This is a genomic window from Octadecabacter sp. SW4 (genome assembly GCF_008065155.1).
Taxonomy (GTDB): domain Bacteria; phylum Pseudomonadota; class Alphaproteobacteria; order Rhodobacterales; family Rhodobacteraceae; genus SW4.
On record NZ_CP042819.1, the window covers coordinates 594229 to 610094 of the forward strand.

Genomic DNA, 15866 nt, shown 5'->3' on the forward strand with positions numbered 1-15866 from the left:
TTAGGCTGTGTCGGTTGGGCCGGGATGGGCGGCGAGGAATTTTTCAAGGTCGGCAGGCATCGGCATGGCTGGCGCGCAGCCCGGTTTGGAGACAACGATCGCGGCGCAGGCCGAGCCGCGCAAGACGGCTGCTTTCAGGTCAAGACCGTCGGCAAGCCCGGTCAGAAAACCCGCCATGAAACTGTCACCTGCCCCCGTGGGTTTAAGGGCCGTGACGGGGTAGATGCCAGTGCGCAATTCGGCGCTGTTGTGGAATGTCACCGCGCCGCGTTCACCCATTTTGTAAACGACGATGCTGGCGCTGGTGGCGGCCAACTCGCGGGCCATATCCAGCCCCTTGGCCTTGTCGCCCGCCATAAAGCCGAACTCGTCATCATTGCCGACAATCACATCCGACAAGCCACCGGCACGCGACAGTACCTCGGACGCGACCTGTGCGCTGGGCCAGCTATAGGGGCGGTAATCAATATCAAAGATGATCGGCAATCCGGCCGCGCGGGCCAGTTCGAATGCACGAAACGCCGCCGCCCGCGATGGTTCGGCGGCAAAGACCGTGCCGGCCGTGATCAGCGCGCCAAACTTGGAATAATCCACCGCTTCCACATCGGCCAGGGTCATTTCAAAGTCGGCCGCGCCGTTGCGGTAAATCACCGACTGGTGCCCCTGCACGCGGCTTTCATAAAGCGCCAGTGAATTGCGCGCCTCGCCGCCTACAGGCGTGACATAGGTGGACTCGACGCCGTAATGCGCCAGCTTGTTGACACAGAACCGCCCGACCGCATCGTCGGACACGCGGGTGACAAGGGCGGCGTGCCCGCCCAGTTTCACAATCCCTGCAGCAATATTGGCCGAGGACCCACCCATATCGGCGGTGAATGCATCCGCATCCTCGGTCGCGACGCCCGGGGCAGGAAACAGGTCCATGCCCACGCGGCCAACCACGACAAAGCTGTTGCGTTTTATTCCTGCGAGAACGTCGCTCATGCCCGCCCCTCCGCATTGCCGGACTTGGCGGTGTCCAGCACTTCTGGATAGGGAAAATTCAGGCCGATCAACTGGCGAATGTCGTCGCTGGCGTCATCCAGAAAAGACGTGGGCAAAGCGGCAGGAATATCCTCCATCGGCTTGACCCATTTGGGCAGATACTGGATCAACACCGCGTTGCGGTCATGATTGGCCCGGTTTGGCATCGCACAGTGCCAGAGCGCGCCAAAGAACAACGCCACATCGCCGGGTTCGCCTGTCATCTGCTCGCACCGTTCGTAAAAGCGGTCGTCGGGTGTGGGATAGCGCAGTTCGGTCTGACTGCCGGGAACAAAGCCCGTGGCACCGCTTTGGGCGGTGAACGGGTCGAGGATGATCGACACCTGTGCGTTCATCGGGAACGAGGCATTCAGGCCGACCGGATGGGTTTGCGGGGCATGAAAGTCCCAATAGGGGTAGTCCACATGCGGTTCCTGTCCGGGGCCACCCGGCAGAATACGGTTCGCGGCGATTGAACCCATAATGAATTCGGTGCCCAGAAACTTGCGCAGGATATTCATCAGCACCGGATGCGCCGCCAATTGCGAGAAAACCTCGCCCTTGGCCAACAGGTTCCAGACACGGCGTTGCAGGTTGATCTTGCCCTCAGCCTCGGCGGCGCCCTGAAAGTGGGTGGCCTTTTCGCTGTCCTGTTCGGAGTGCGCCATGATGATGGCGCGGGCCTCGGCGATCTGATCGGGGCGGAACAGGCCAGTGATCCGCACAGCCCCGTCCCCCTGCAATAACTCTGCAATAACTTTGTCGGGTTTTGCGGTTTTGGCGGTAAACGACTTCATCAGATTCCCTTGCGCTGTTTGGCCCGCGTGGCTTCGATTTCGGCATGTTTTTCGGCGACTTTGGGATTGTCGGTGATATGCGGGGTGCCGACCTCCCACCAGGCGTGGCCCTGGGTCGTCCAGCCGTCATATGGATCGACCTGCATGACGATCACGCTGGTTTTGTCTGCCGCCTTGGCCCGCTTGAATGCCGCGCCCAGTTCCGTCGCATTCGAGACGGTTTCGGCATGCGCTCCCAAGGATGCGGCATGGGCCTCGAAATCCACCGCAAAGGGTGCGGGCACGGTCGGGCTGTCGGCGATCAGATTGTTGAAACTGGTGTTGCCGGTGTTGTTTTGCAGTTTGTTGATCACGGCAAAGCCACCGTTGTCCAGGACCAGAATGATCAGTTTGCGCTGGGTCAGGACCGATGAATAGATATCTGAGTTGAGCATCAGATAAGACCCGTCACCGGTAAAGACGATCGTGTCATTGTCGGGTTCGCGTTCGTGTTGGGCAATGCGCGCGCCCCAGCCACCCGCGATTTCATAGCCCATGCAAGAGAACCCGAATTCGACATCGACGGTGCCGATATCTTTGGTCTGCCAATGGGCGGTGACTTCGGCAGGAAGGCCGCCCGCCGCGGCAACCACACGATCGCGCGGATCGCAGAGATCGTTCACGGTGCGGATTGCTTGGGCATAGGAATTGGGGCCGTTGCCGACTGTGGTGATGTCATCGGTATAGGCCACCCATTTGGCGCGCTCGGTCTGGGCAAAATCGCTCCAGTCCATTGGGGCCGCGTAACCGGCGAGGGCATCGCCCAGGGCGGCAAGGCCCAGTTTGGCATCCCCCACGACCGGAAGCGACAGATGTTTCATCGCGTCATGGCGGCCAACGTTCAATCCGATGATGCGCGCGTCTTTGGCGAATGCTGTCCATGATCCGGTTGTGAAATCCTGCAACCGCGTCCCCACGGCAAGGATCATATCGGCCTTTTCGGCAATCGCATTGGCGCTGTCGGAGCCGGTCACGCCAACAGGGCCGATGTTGAGCGGATGATCCTGATGCAGGTTCGCACGCCCCGCGATCGTTTCAACCACCGGGATGTTATGGGCAACGGCAAAATCGGTGAGCTCGGCTACAGCGCGCGCATACTGCACGCCGCCACCCGCGATAATCATGGGGCGTTTGGCGGTTTTCAGCAGGGCCGCAGCATCGGCGATATCCGCCCGGTCAGGCGCCTGACGGCGGATCCGGTGCACCCGCTTGGCGAAAAAGCTTTTGGGGTAGTCAAAAGTCCAGCCCTGCACGTCTTGCGGCAGGCCAATGAATGCAGGGCCGCAATCGGCGGGGTCCAGCATGGTGGCCAGCGCGGCAGGCAGCGACTGCAAGACTTGTGCGGGATGGGTGATGCGATCCCAGAACCGCGTAACCGCCTTGAAGGCGTCGTTCACGCCCAGCGACGGATTGCCGAAATGTTCTAGCTGTTGCAGCACCGGATCGGGCAGGCGGGTCACGTAGGTGTCGCCACACAGTAAAAGCATCGGCAGGCGGTTCGCATGGGCTAGCGCGGCACTGGTCAGCAGATTGGATGTGCCCGGCCCGGCACTGGCGGTGCAGAACATGAACCGCTGGCGCAACCACTGTTTGGCATAGCCCGCCGCCGCGAACCCCATGCTTTGCTCATTCTGACCCCGATACAGGGGCAGGGCGCCCCTGGCGTCATAAAGCGCTTCGCCCAGACAGGTGACATTGCCATGTCCGAAAATCCCGAATCCACCACCGCAGAGGCGCATTTCCTGCCCGTCCACACTGATGTACTGGTTGGCAAGATACCGGATAATCGCCTGGGCCGTGGTGAGCCGGATTGTGGAGTTCGTCATCTGCCTATTTCTTTCGCAATGCCGCATTTTCAAAGATTGTCGCTTGCGCGGTTTCGAATCTGAGGATACTAATTTTGCAACCGGTTGCAAACGAATTATCAGCGGACACTGCCTACCATGACAGAAATCGGGATTGGGATCATCGGCGGCGGCTATATGGGCAAGGCACATGCTGTTGCCATGTCGGCTGTTGGCGCGGTTTTCAATACCGCACTGCGCCCCCGGCTCGAGATGATTTGCGCCAGCACGGCGGCCTCGGCCGAAAGGTATCGCACGGCCTATGGTTTCGCGCGCGCCACGGACGATTGGCGGGTTCTGGTAAACGACCCAAAAGTCGCGGCGATCATCATCGCCGCGCCGCAGGAAACCCACCGCGAGATCGCTTTGGCGGCCTTTGCCCTGAGCAAGCCGGTGTTTTGCGAAAAACCCCTTGGCGCGTCCCTTGCGGAGAGCCGCGAGATGGTGGCCGCGGCGGTAGGGCAGATCAGCATGGTCGGGTTTAACTATATCCGCACGCCCGCCAGCCAGTTCGCGCGTCAACTGGTGGCGCAGGGCGCGATTGGCGATGTGACCTGGTTTAGGGGCGAACATACCGAAGATTTCCTTGCCGATCCTGACAGTCCAGCCACCTGGCGCACAACGGGTGACGCCAATGGCACGATGGGCGATCTTGCGCCGCATATGATCAATGGTGCGCTGGCGCTGATCGGCCCGATCGCCTCTGTGATGGCTGACGTGGAAACCGTGCATGCGACCCGCCCCGGGGGGCCGTGACCAACGATGACCACGGTCAGATGATGTGCCGCTTTGCCAATGGAGCGATGGGTCAGATGTATTTCAGCCGCATCGCGCAGGGGCGCAAAATGGGCTATGCCTACGAGATCACGGGAACCAGGGGCGCGATCCGCTTTGACCAGGAAGACCAAAACGCGATCTGGCTATATACAATGGACGAGCCAGAGGCCACGCGCGGATTTCGCAAGATTCTGACCGGCCCCGCGCATCCCGATTACCTTCCGTTTTGTCAGGGGCCGGGGCACGGCACCGGATACCAGGACCAAATCATCATCGAAGCGCGCGACTTCCTGCACGCGATCGAAGCCAATACCAGCGTCTGGCCAACCTTTGAGGACGGCATGGACGTGAACCAAGTGATCGCAGCGGCTATGGCCTCATCCCGTGCAAAGGCATGGGTCGACGTGGCTTCTGTCTAACATCCCGAAAGGCACTTTCATGACGATCAAGATCGGCAACGCCCCGTGTTCATGGGGCATCGAATTTCCCAGCGACCCGGCCTACCCGACCTGGCAATCGGTTTTGGATCAATGCGCGGGCGCAGGTTACAAAGGTATCGAATTGGGGCCAATCGGCTATATGCCCGAAGACCCCGCGATCCTTGCGCCCGCCCTGGCCGAGCGCGGTCTGGACCTGATCGGCGGTGTCGTCTTTCGGGCCTTTCACGACCCCGCGAAGTGGGATGATGTGCTGGATGCGAGCGTGCGAACCTGCAAGGCGCTTGCCGCGCACGGCGCGCAGCATCTGGTGCTGATCGACAGCATATCGCCGCGCCGTGCCCCGACAGCGGGCCGCGCCGCCGAGGCCGAACAGATGGGTGCCGACGAATGGGCCGCCTTTCGCGACCGGATCGCCACAATCGCCAAGATCGGGACGCAGGACTATGGGTTGACCGTGGGTATTCACGCGCATGCGGGCGGGTTCATGGACTTTGAGCCCGAGCTTGAACGCCTGCTTGATGAGGTCGACGACAGCATCCTGAAAATCTGCTTTGACACGGGCCATCATTCCTATGCGGGCTATGATCCGGTGGCGTTCATGAAACGGCATATCGACCGGATTTCATACATGCATTTCAAAGATATCGATCCGGCGGTCAAAGCCGATGTGGTAGCCAATCGCACGGATTTCTACCGGGCCTGCGGGCAGGGGATTTTCTGCAACCTCGGGCAGGGGGATGTCGATTTTCCCGCCGTGCGCAAAGTGTTGGTCAACAACGGATTTGAGGGCTGGTGCACGGTTGAACAAGACTGCGATCCCTCCATGCCCGGAACGCCGATGGAAGATGCCCGTGCGAACCGCGAGTATCTGGAAAGCATCGGTTTTACCTGAGGCAGGCCGACCCTTCGGGGAGAGTTGTAATTGCCAAGATGAAGATTGGGCGCATGCCCCCTGTGGAGGACATCACATGACACGATTGAACTGGGGAATGATCGGTGGCGGCGAAGGCAGCCAGATCGGGCCGGCCCACCGTCTTGGGGCGCAGGCTGACGGGAATTTCGTGCTGGCTGCGGGGGCGTTGGACCACGACGCCGAAAAGGGGCGCGACTATGCCATGCGTTTGGGCGTTGTGGCGGACCGTGCCTACGGTGACTGGCACGAGATGCTGGCAGGCGAAAAGGCGCGCGAAGATCGGGTTGATCTGGTGACAGTTGCGACCCCGAATTCCACCCACTTTGAAATCACCAAGGCGTTCCTTGAGGGCGGCTTTAACGTGTTGTGTGAAAAGCCGATGACCATGACCGTCGAGGAAGGCGAGGAGATCGTGAAGGTCGCCGCCAGATCGGGCAAGATATGTGCGGTGAACTATTGCTATTCAGCCTATCCGATGGTGCGTGAAATGCGCGAAATGGTGCGCACGGGACAGGTTGGCAAGGTGCGCCTGATCGTGACGAATTTCAGCCACGGCCACCACGGTGACGCAACGGATGCGGACAATCCGCGCGTGCGCTGGCGCTATGATCCGGCCATGGCGGGCGTGTCCGGGCAGTTCGCCGATTGCGGGATTCACGCGCTGCATATGGCCAGTTTCATTGCCGGCGATCAGGTGCGCGAGTTGAGCGCCGATTTCGCCTCGACGATCCCGTCGCGCGAGTTGGAAGACGATGCGATGGTGAATTTTCGCTTGGAGGGCGGCACTGTCGGGCGGCTTTGGACCAGTTCGGTTGCGATTGGTCGTCAGCACGGGTTTGACATTCAGGTGTTTGGCGAAACCGGTGGCATGCGCTGGGCGTCCGAGCAGCCCAATCAGGTGTATTACACGCCTGTTGGCGGGCGGACCCAGATCATCGAGAAAGGCGAGGGCGGATTGTCGGACGAGGCGGCACGCATGTCACGCGTGGCAATCGCCCATCCCGAAGGCTTCCCGCTGGCCGTTGCCAACATCTATGTCGATCTGGCCGCGTCCATTCGCGGCGAGAGCCCTGATGGGCTGCCCACCGCCGAAGACGGCTTGCGTTCGATGGCGGCTGTGCATCAGGCGGTGAAATCGGCCCAGGCCAAAGGCGCATGGGTTGATGCGCGCCCGCCGATGTATCGCTGAACTACGGGCGGGGGCGCAGGGTCGCGCGTTCGATCACCTGGCAGGGAAACAGGCGTGCTTCGGGATAGCGGTCCGGTTCGTCCAGCATGGCGACCATCATTTCGACGGAGGAGTTGATGATCTGCTGGATCGGTTGGCGCACGGTCGTCAGGGCGATGTTTTCCCAGCCTGCCATTTCCATGTCGTTCAGCCCGATGATCCCCACATCCTCGGGGACGTGCTTTCCGATTTCATCAAGCCCGCTGAGCGCCCCGATCGACAGAACGTCATCGCCGCAGAAATAGGCCTCGGCCAATTCGCCCTGCGCAAGCCGCAGCATTTCGGCGCGCCCCGCCTTGAACGAATAGGCCGCAGCATAACTGTGTGAGACCGCGATGTCAGGGTGCAGCGCCAGTTCCTCGCTGAACCCCTTGAGCCGGTCTTTGGTCGATGTGGCGCTTTGTGGCCCGCCCAAAAAAGCAACGGATTTGTAGTGGCGCGCGACCAGTTCACGCGCGGCCAAACGACCCGCGGCGACGTTGTCGATCCCGACAACGTGAACTTCGGGGCTGCTGGAGTGGCGCCCAAAGGTGTTCACAACCGGGATCCCCTTGTCGCGAAACGCCTTGGAAAAGGCCGGCGGTAACGTGGATGATGCGACAATCACGCCATCGACCGAATATTGCCGCAGCATCCGGACCGAGTTTTCGGGATCGGTTTCATTGCTGAGGTTGACCAAAAGGGGGCGCAAGCCGCGATCTTGAAGACTGCGCGTAAAACGGTCGAACACTTCAAGAAAGATCGGGTTATGAAAGTTGTTGGAGACAAGGCCGATCAATTTGGTGCGCCGCGTCGTGAGGGACCGGGCAAGAAAATTCGGGCTATAGCCCAGTTCCGCCGCTGCCCTTTCGACCTTGCGGCGCATTTTCACGGAAACTGACGCGCCATCAGTGAAGGTGCGCGATACAGCTGACGTCGAAACGCCCGCCCGTGCTGCAACATCCTTGAGCGTCGCTGTCATTGGATTGTCCCCCTGTGGTCCGTTTTCGCCGCCTGCATCTATCAAGTACTGGCTGCTACCACAGTAGATAACTTCTCAATTTTTTTTGCAACCGGTTGCAAAGATTTCGAATCCGTGCTTGTCTCCAGTATGGGAGGAGGGCGCTCGCTGCTCTGCTGTCAATAATTTGATGTTCTTGGGAGGAACGATAATGAAATCCATGATGAAAAGACTGATGTTGACTGCTGCCGTGATAGCATCCCCGTTGATGGTCTCGGCCGAGGCGCATGGCGACGACCTGACCTATATTCTGGTCAGCCACGCGCCCGATTCCGATAGCTGGTGGAACACCGTCAAGAACGGCGTCGCGCTTGCCGGTGATCAGATGGGCGTGACGGTTGAATATCGCAATCCGCCAACCGGTGACCTTGCCGATATGGCCCGCATCATCGAACAGGCAGCCGCCGCGCAGCCCGATGGCATCATCACCACATTGGCTGATTACGATGTGCTGTCCGGCCCGATTAAATCTGCCGTGGATCAGGGCGTTGACGTGATCATCATGAACTCTGGCACCCCCGATCAGGCCCGCGAAGTTGGCGCGCTGATGTATGTTGGTCAGCCCGAATATGATGCCGGTTTCGCCGCGGGCCAGCGTGCCGCCGGTGATGGTGTGGAAAGCTTCCTTTGCGTGAACCACTACATCAGTTCGCCATCGTCGACCGAGCGTTGCCAGGGTTTCGCAGACGGTCTGGGGATTGAACTGGGCAACCAGATGATCGACTCGGGTCAGGACCCCGCCGAGATCAAGAACCGTGTTCTGGCCTATCTGAACACGAACCCTGAAACCGATGCCATTCTGACGCTTGGGCCGACGTCGGCCGATCCGACAATCCTGGCGCTGGACGAGAACGGCATGGCCGGTGACATCTACTTTGGCACCTTCGATCTGGGCGAAAATATCGTCACCGCGATCAAGGATGGCACGATCCAGTGGGGTATCGACCAGCAGCCATTCCTGCAGGCCTATCTGCCGGTTGTGGTTCTGGCGAACTATGACCGTTACGGTGTTCTGCCCGGCAACAACATCAACTCGGGCCCCGGCTTTGTGACCGCCGATGCCCTTGAAAAAGTCGAGCAGTTCGCGGGCGAATTCCGCTAATACGACGAAAAACCGGGGCGGATCGGCTGTTGCTGTATCCGCCCTTTTTGCCTGTTTTCAAGGACTGGTAGGGCCATGAGCGACATAACCAACTCAGACGAACGCGTCAAAGAAATGTCGGCGCTGCGCCGCGCCATGATCCGCCCCGAATTGGGGGGCATCGTCGGTGCCGTTGCCGTCTTTACGTTCTTTCTGCTTTTCGCCTTCGACAGCGGCATGTTCAACCCGCAAGGGGTGATGAACTGGTCGACGGTTTCGGCGCAATTCATGATCATTGCCGTCGGGGCTTGCCTGCTGATGATCGCGGGCGAATTTGACCTCTCGGTGGGGTCGATGATCGGCTTTGCAGGAATGATGATTGCCATTTTCGGCGTGGTGCTGGGCTGGCCCATGTGGTTGGCGATTATCGTCACCTTTGCCATTTGCATCGCCTTCGGGGCGTTGAATGGCTACATCGTCGTCAAGACGGGCCTGCCAAGCTTTATTGTCACGCTGGCCACCCTGTTCATCCTGCGTGGCTTTACCATCTTCATTCCCCAGACGATCGAAAGCAAAACCATCATCGGCGGTATCCGCGAGGCAGCCGAGGGTGATTGGCTTGCGCCGCTGTTTGGTGCGAAGGTTGGCGGTCCGATCTTTCAGTGGATGGGCGACAACGGCTGGATCGCAACATTTGCGCGCGGTAACCGCGAGGGCCAACCCGTCGTTGACGGGATCCCCATGTTGATCATCTGGGCGATTGCGCTGGTGATCTTTGGGCATATCGTTCTGACCCGCACGCGTTTCGGCAACTGGATTTTCGCTGCCGGCGGCGACGCTCAAGCGGCGCGCTATGCCGGTGTTCCCGTTGATGCCGTCAAGATCAAGATGTTCATGTTTACCGCGTTCTGCGCCACTGTTTTTGCGGTTTGTCAGGTGATGGAATTCGGCTCGGCGGGGGCGGATCGCGGTCTGCTCAAGGAATTCGAGGCGATCATCGCCGTGGTCATTGGCGGCGCCCTGCTGACCGGCGGCTATGGTTCGGTGGTGGGCGCTGCACTTGGTGCGCTGATCTTTGGCGTGGTGCAGCAGGGGCTGTTCTTTGCCAATGTCGAAAGCTCGCTTTTCCGCGTGTTCCTCGGGGTCATCCTGCTGCTTGCCGTGATCCTGAACACTTATATCCGCCGCCTGATTACGGGAGAACGCTGATGGAGCCGATCATTCAAATGAAAGACATCGAAAAGCACTTTGGCTCGGTTATTGCGCTGGCTGGTGTCACGATCGATTTCTATCCCGGCGATTGTCATTGCCTGCTGGGCGATAACGGCGCGGGCAAGTCGACCTTTATCAAGACGATGTCGGGCGTTCACAAGCCAACTCACGGCGAGATTTTGTTCGAGGGCAAGCCGATGCACTTTGACGACCCGCGCGACAGTATCGCCGCAGGTATCGCAACGGTGTATCAAGACCTTGCGATGATCCCGCTGATGTCGGTCAGCCGCAACTTTTTCATGGGCAACGAACCGGTCAAAAGGATCGCGGGCTTGCGCTTTTTTGATCATGACCATGCCAATGAAGTGACCATGAAAGAAATGCGCGACATGGGCATCAACCTGCGTGGCCCCGATCAGGCCGTGGGCACATTGTCGGGCGGTGAACGCCAGACCGTGGCGATTGCGCGCGCGGTCCACTTTGGTGCAAAGGTTCTGATTTTGGACGAACCAACCTCTGCCCTTGGGGTGCGCCAGACGGCCAATGTGCTGGCCACCGTCGATAAGGTGCGCAAGCAAGGCATTTCGGTTGTGTTCATCACCCATAACGTCCGCCACGCGATGGCGGTCGGCGACCGTTTCACGGTTCTCAATCGCGGCAAGACCTTTGGCACCGCCCTAAGGGGAGAGATCACACCCGAGGAGTTGCAGGACATGATGGCTGGCGGTCAGGAACTGGCGACGCTGGAAGGGTCGCTTGGCGGCACGGTGTGATCCGGCAAGGCGGTGCTGGATCGCGCAGAACCTTCCGGTGGGATTTCTGTTACCAAATCCGGCCAATGCAATTTGGCCCATTGCCTGCACTGACCTTGGCGTCCGGTCTTTGTTGACGTAGCCGGTTTCGGGGGCAGCCACATCGCCCAAAACCCCGGCGCGGGGTGGGATCGGCGGGATGGCACCCGGCCCGCCGCCGCGTATCATCCCGCTTCCATCCGGGGGCATGCGTGCCTATGATTTTCCGCAAGGACAAGGAGGCACCCGGTGAGGGCACCACTGACTGCTGCCATAGGGGGCCGAACCCGTGCGCGATAATCTGATGCACCTTCTTGGCATCAGCGGTCAGGGGGCTGGCTTTGGCCGTTGCCGCACCACCAAGGTCGACGACGATTGCGGCTGGCAGCGTGAACATCTGATATTCACCGGCGAGGGTGCAGATCGCGAGGATATCCCCGCCGTATTTCTGCGCCCGCCCGATGGTCATCCCCCCGTGCCCGCCGTGATCTATGCCCATGCGCATGGCAATCGCTATGGCACCGGCCACACCGAATTGCTTGACGGGCGCCCCGCCTTGCACGGTCCCTATGCGCCCGATCTGCGCCGCCTTGGTATCGCGGCGTTGTGTTTTGATTTGCCCGCGTTCGGCGCGCGCCAGAAGCCCACGGAATCCGCGCGCGCCAAGGCGCTTCTATGGCAGGGCAGGACGCTGTTTGGGCAAATGCTGTTGGAATTGCGCAGCGGTGTGGATTTCCTTGCCGCCCATCCGGTTGTGGCACCGGACCGGATCGGCGGTTTGGGGTTCTCGATGGGCAGCACGTTGGCGTGGTGGCTTGCTGCCCTTGATGACCGGCTGCGCGCCACATCTGCGCTGTGTTCCTTTGCCGATCTTGAAGCGCTTGTTCAGACCGGGCCCCATGACGGGCATGGCATCTATATGACCGTGCCCGGCTTGCTGCCCCTGGCCCGAAGCGGGCAAATCGCCGGGTTGACCGCGCCGCGCGCGTTGCAGATATGCGTCGGGCTGAAGGACTGGTCCACGCCCGAGATGGCCTTTGTCCGTGGTCGTCTGGACCTTGAAGCTGCCTATGCTACCGCAGGTGCCGCCGAGCGCTTGCATTTCCACGTTGAACCCGAGGCCGGACATGAGGAAAGCGCGGCAATGCGGCAGGCCGTGCTTGCTTTCCTTGATCAAGAGCTATGCGCCTAACACCGCGACGCGGGTGGTAAGACGACCCAGCGTATCGGGGGTGTCATCCCGGACCCCGACAAGCTGCGCGAGCGCGGCGCAGACGCCGCGAAGGTCTGGCGCATTCTGGACATGTGCCGCGATCTTGTCGGCGTTGGCATCCGCTAGCGGCGTACCCGATCTGTGACAGCGCAGAACGAATGCGATCCAGACCGCGATGACATCGCCCGCCTGCGGCGCATCACGCCCGCCTTGTAGCAAGGGCGTGATACGTTCACGCAGCTTGAGGCTGCCATCAACGGCGATCTGCGCCAGTTCATGGCGCATTTCGGGCACGGCGAAACGGGCCCGCAGGGCGGCGCGGTAGGCGGCTGTGCTGTCCTGCACCACCTTGGGCAAACTGCGCTGCGCCTCGTCCCACAGCCTTTCGACCCCGTTTGCCAACCTTGGGTCGGCCATCGCCTGATGCACATAGGTATGACCCGCCAAAAGCCCAGCATAGGCCAGCCATGAATGTGCCGCGTTCAGCAAGCGCAGCTTGCGCATTTCAAACGGTGCCACATCACGGACCAGTTCCGCACCCGCAGTTTCCCACGCCGGACGCGGCCCCGCGAAATCGTCCTCGATCACCCATTCTGTAAAAGCCTCGGTCATGACCGGCGCCGGTGCGGGGGCGGCAGCCGCAGCGGCGATTTCCGCCGCAAGCCTGGGTGTGGTCGCCGGTGTGATCCGGTCAACCATCGTGTCGGGAAAGCGGGTGTGCGCATCTATCCGCAACCCTGCCGCACGGGCAAAATCAGCCGTTGCCCTTGCCAGCTTGCGCCCGTTCCCCGATAGGTTGTCGCAGCTGAGAACCGTCAGCGGCCCAAGGCCCTTTGCCGCGCGCCGCGCAAGGCCATGCGCAAGAAGGCCGACCGCGCTTTTCGGCTGGCCGGCCAGATCCCCGACAATGTCCGGGTGGGCAAGATCAAGCGCCCCGGTGGCGGCATCAAGGCAATATCCCTTTTCGGTGATCGTCAGGGTCACGATCTGCAGGTCCGGGTCGGCAAAGGCCGCCAGCACCAAAGCCGGATCGCGGCTGGCAAGGATCATCCGGTCGTGCAGGGTAATGTTTTCGGTCTCAAGCCCGTCCGGTCCACGGATACCCAGCCTGTAACCCGCGCCCGCCTGCATCGCCTGAAAAAGCGTGGTGTTGCGCATTACCACGCCCGTGATGTGCCAGTCGTCGCCTGCGTGCGCGGTATACCAGGCCTGATGGGCGCGGTGAAAGTTGCCGACCCCAAGGTGCAGGATGCGCGCCATGTTCAGCCTGCTTCCAGCCGATAGGTGTCAACTGCAAGATCATGCGCCAACAGGCGGGCAATATCTGCCGTTTCGGCTGTGTTCAGCGTCCCCCGATCCGTTTGGTCCGCAAGGTGCAGCGCCACGCCGCGTCGCCAAAGGTCATGGCGCGCGGGGATCGACAGAAACGCACGGGTGTCATCGTTGAACCCGGCCAGGTTGTGGTAGCCTGCGGTCTCGACCACGCTGTCGAAATACCGTCTGATCCCGTTGGGACTGTCGTGAAACCACCACGGTGGCCCGATCCGCAGACTGGGCCAGTGCCCCGCCATCGGGGCCAGTTCGCGGGCATAGCTGCCCTCATCAAGGGTGAACAGAACGATCCGCAACTGCGGGTCATTGCCGACACGGTTCAACAGCGGCCCCATGCCCCCGACCCAATCCGTGGGGCCGGGCATATCCGCGCCCATATCCGGCCCGACGCTGTCAAAAAGCTGCCGGTTCGTGTTGCGCCGCGATCCGGCATGAATTTGCATCACCAGCTCATCTTCGGCCGACATCTGTGCCATTTCCGTCAGCATGTGGCCGTAATAGGCAGTTGCGTCCCCAGCGCTCAGGGTGCCTGCAACGGCCCCTGCATGCAGTGTTTCGATCTGCCCGCGATCAAGCCAGGCCGTGGCAAGTGTTGGCACATCGTGATCCGTTGCGGTGGCGCCAGCGGCGCGAAAGGCGGCCCGCCTGTCCCGTAGCGCGTCAAGAAAATCGGCGAAATCGCGGACATCGCGATGTGTCATATCGGCAAGTGCGTCAAGGGCTGCCCCGTGCCCCTGCCGCGCCGGATTCAACAGATCGTCGGGCCGGAAAGTCGGCACAATACGGCCGCTCCACCCCGAAGCGGCGATGGCCGCATGATCCGCCAGGTCAGAGGTCGCGGGATCGGTTGTCGCCAGCGCGCTGATACCAAAGCGATCGAACAGGGCGCGCGGCCGAAAGGCGGGCGTGGTCAGCAAGTCCGCAATCTGGTCATAGATTACATCAGCGGTGTCAGGCCCGAGCGGTGTTGCAATGCCAAGGGTTTGGCGGAACGTATGTTCCAGCCAAATCCGGCTTGGTGTGCCAAGGAACAGAGGCCAATGCCGTGCGAAAAGGCGGAAAACCTCGCGCGGGTCGCGGTCTTTTCCGTTGGGGCCGATGCCCAGATCCGCCAGCGGCACGCCTTGCGAATAGAGAATGCGGAACACATAGTGATCAGGTTGAATCAGCAAGGCGGCAGGGTTTGGAAACGCCCGGTCATGCGCCCACCAGTCTGGGTCGCAATGGCCATGCGGCGAGACGATCGGCAGATCACGGATTGCTTCGTAGATCGGCATTGCTGCACCGGGCAGCGTCGCACCGGGGGGGCTATGCATGGTCTTGGCTCGTCTTGGTGGCGTCATCGAAATCGAAATAGCTGTGGTTGGCGGCGACAAGGTCGGACAGGGTGTTCAGGACCCGACGCAGATGCTGGCGGCTGTGGGCCACCGCGCTGGTGGCATCCCGCGCCAGAATGGCCTGCGCGATTTGCCTGTGATCCTCAAGCAGTCGGCCCCGATGCGCGGTGCTGTCCAGCGCAAGAACCCGCAGCCGATCAAGGACCGCCTTTTCGCGCGTGAGAACGGCACCGATCCGGTCAAATTGTGTGGCCTGCGCAAGGATCGCATGAAAGCCGTCGTCAAGGTCGCGAAATCCGACGGTGTCGCCCTTATCGACGGCGCGACGCTGGCGCGCCAGATTGTCTTTCAACGTGGCCGCGGCTTGGGCAGGCAGCCCCTTGGCGCATAGCCTTTCGACAACTGCCGCCTCAAGCGACTCGCGCAGAAACTGCGCGCCCTTGATCTGGGCGACTGAAAGACGCGACACAAAGGTTCCGCGACTTGGCCATGTCACAATCAACCGTTCCTCGCGCAGCTGGGCAAAGGCTTCGCGCACCGGCGTGCGGCTCGCGCCAAAAATCTGGCCGATCTCGGCCTCCGAGATCATTTGGCCCGGGACCAGTTCCATCGAAAGGATTGCAGACTTGAGCCAGCTGGCGATCTGTTCGTTGGCCGGGCGGTTGAAGTCCAGTTGCGCATCGGTGAAAGAACCCCGCTCGACGGTCGTGGCATCCTTGTTCATCTGCCGCCCCTTGCTGGTTATTGCCCTGCGTCAACGCACTGCCTGTATACCGGTATGCAGCGTGATTGACAACCGGTATACCGGCATGCATTGCTGGGGACGAAAGTTGGGGGCA

At 60.9% G+C, this 15866-nt stretch carries 13 protein-coding genes and 1 pseudogene; 7 read left to right on the forward strand and 7 right to left on the reverse strand.

What is annotated here, in order from left to right; genetic code table 11:
- Genes iolC through iolD form a run of 3 tightly spaced genes read right to left on the reverse strand, consistent with a single transcriptional unit; the run spans position 1 to position 3685 of the window.
- Complete coding sequence (iolC, locus tag FTO60_RS03055) at positions 1-984, reverse strand: 5-dehydro-2-deoxygluconokinase (RefSeq protein WP_148054592.1); 984 nt, start codon at positions 982-984, stop codon at positions 1-3.
- The gene (locus tag FTO60_RS03060) at positions 981-1820 is read right to left on the reverse strand and encodes a phytanoyl-CoA dioxygenase family protein (RefSeq protein ID WP_148054593.1); all 840 of its coding nucleotides are present in this window, start codon (positions 1818-1820) and stop codon (positions 981-983) included. The genes iolC and FTO60_RS03060 overlap by 4 nt, the downstream gene beginning before the upstream one ends.
- On the reverse strand, positions 1820-3685 hold the full coding sequence (gene iolD / locus FTO60_RS03065; protein ID WP_148054594.1) for a 3D-(3,5/4)-trihydroxycyclohexane-1,2-dione acylhydrolase (decyclizing): 1866 nt from the start codon (positions 3683-3685) through the stop codon (positions 1820-1822). The genes FTO60_RS03060 and iolD overlap by 1 nt, the downstream gene beginning before the upstream one ends.
- Positions 3686-3802: 117 nt before the next feature.
- On the opposite strand from iolD, the pseudogene FTO60_RS03070 reads away from it, so the two are divergent.
- The 3 genes and pseudogenes from FTO60_RS03070 (at position 3803) to FTO60_RS03080 (ending at position 7022) form a co-directional block, all read left to right on the forward strand.
- A pseudogene (locus tag FTO60_RS03070) lies at positions 3803-4899 on the forward strand (Gfo/Idh/MocA family protein).
- A gap of 19 nt (positions 4900-4918) precedes the next feature.
- Entirely contained in the window at positions 4919-5812 is an 894-nt protein-coding gene (locus FTO60_RS03075; RefSeq protein ID WP_148054595.1) for a TIM barrel protein, read from the forward strand.
- Between the two features lie 76 nt (positions 5813-5888).
- A complete protein-coding gene (locus tag FTO60_RS03080) occupies positions 5889-7022 on the forward strand; it encodes a Gfo/Idh/MocA family protein (RefSeq protein ID WP_148054596.1) in 1134 nt (377 codons plus the stop codon).
- A gap of 1 nt (position 7023) precedes the next feature.
- Here FTO60_RS03080 and FTO60_RS03085 read toward each other — a convergent pair whose 3' ends face one another.
- The gene (locus FTO60_RS03085; RefSeq protein WP_148054597.1) at positions 7024-8022 is read right to left on the reverse strand and encodes a LacI family DNA-binding transcriptional regulator; all 999 of its coding nucleotides are present in this window, start codon (positions 8020-8022) and stop codon (positions 7024-7026) included.
- Positions 8023-8212: 190 nt separating this feature from the next.
- On the opposite strand from FTO60_RS03085, the gene FTO60_RS03090 reads away from it, so the two are divergent.
- The 4 genes from FTO60_RS03090 (at position 8213) to FTO60_RS03105 (ending at position 12337) form a co-directional block, all read left to right on the forward strand.
- On the forward strand, positions 8213-9163 hold the full coding sequence (locus FTO60_RS03090; RefSeq protein ID WP_148054598.1) for a sugar ABC transporter substrate-binding protein: 951 nt from the start codon (positions 8213-8215) through the stop codon (positions 9161-9163).
- A gap of 75 nt (positions 9164-9238) precedes the next feature.
- Positions 9239-10351, forward strand: coding sequence for an ABC transporter permease (locus FTO60_RS03095; protein WP_148054599.1), 1113 nt, complete (start codon positions 9239-9241; stop codon positions 10349-10351).
- The gene (locus tag FTO60_RS03100) at positions 10351-11127 is read left to right on the forward strand and encodes an ATP-binding cassette domain-containing protein (RefSeq protein ID WP_148054600.1); all 777 of its coding nucleotides are present in this window, start codon (positions 10351-10353) and stop codon (positions 11125-11127) included. The genes FTO60_RS03095 and FTO60_RS03100 overlap by 1 nt, the downstream gene beginning before the upstream one ends.
- 307 nt (positions 11128-11434) lie before the next feature.
- Positions 11435-12337: a S9 family peptidase gene (locus FTO60_RS03105; RefSeq protein ID WP_148054601.1), complete on the forward strand. Its 903-nt coding sequence runs from the start codon at positions 11435-11437 to the stop codon at positions 12335-12337.
- Here the strand turns inward: FTO60_RS03105 and FTO60_RS03110 are convergent.
- The 3 genes from FTO60_RS03110 to FTO60_RS03120 are packed head-to-tail and all read right to left on the reverse strand — an operon-like array spanning position 12326 to position 15751.
- Positions 12326-13618 carry a mannitol dehydrogenase family protein gene (locus tag FTO60_RS03110; protein ID WP_148054602.1) on the reverse strand — a complete coding sequence of 431 codons (1293 nt, stop codon included), beginning with the start codon at positions 13616-13618 and terminating at the stop codon, positions 12326-12328. The two genes, FTO60_RS03105 and FTO60_RS03110, sit on opposite strands and share 12 nt — an antisense overlap.
- 2 nt (positions 13619-13620) lie before the next feature.
- Entirely contained in the window at positions 13621-15006 is a 1386-nt protein-coding gene (gene uxaC / locus FTO60_RS03115; protein WP_172623786.1) for a glucuronate isomerase, read from the reverse strand.
- Positions 14999-15751 (reverse strand): GntR family transcriptional regulator, encoded by a 753-nt coding sequence (locus FTO60_RS03120; RefSeq protein WP_148054603.1) that lies wholly within the window; start codon positions 15749-15751, stop codon positions 14999-15001. Before FTO60_RS03120 ends, uxaC begins: the two co-directional genes overlap by 8 nt.
- Positions 15752-15866 lie beyond the last annotated feature (115 nt).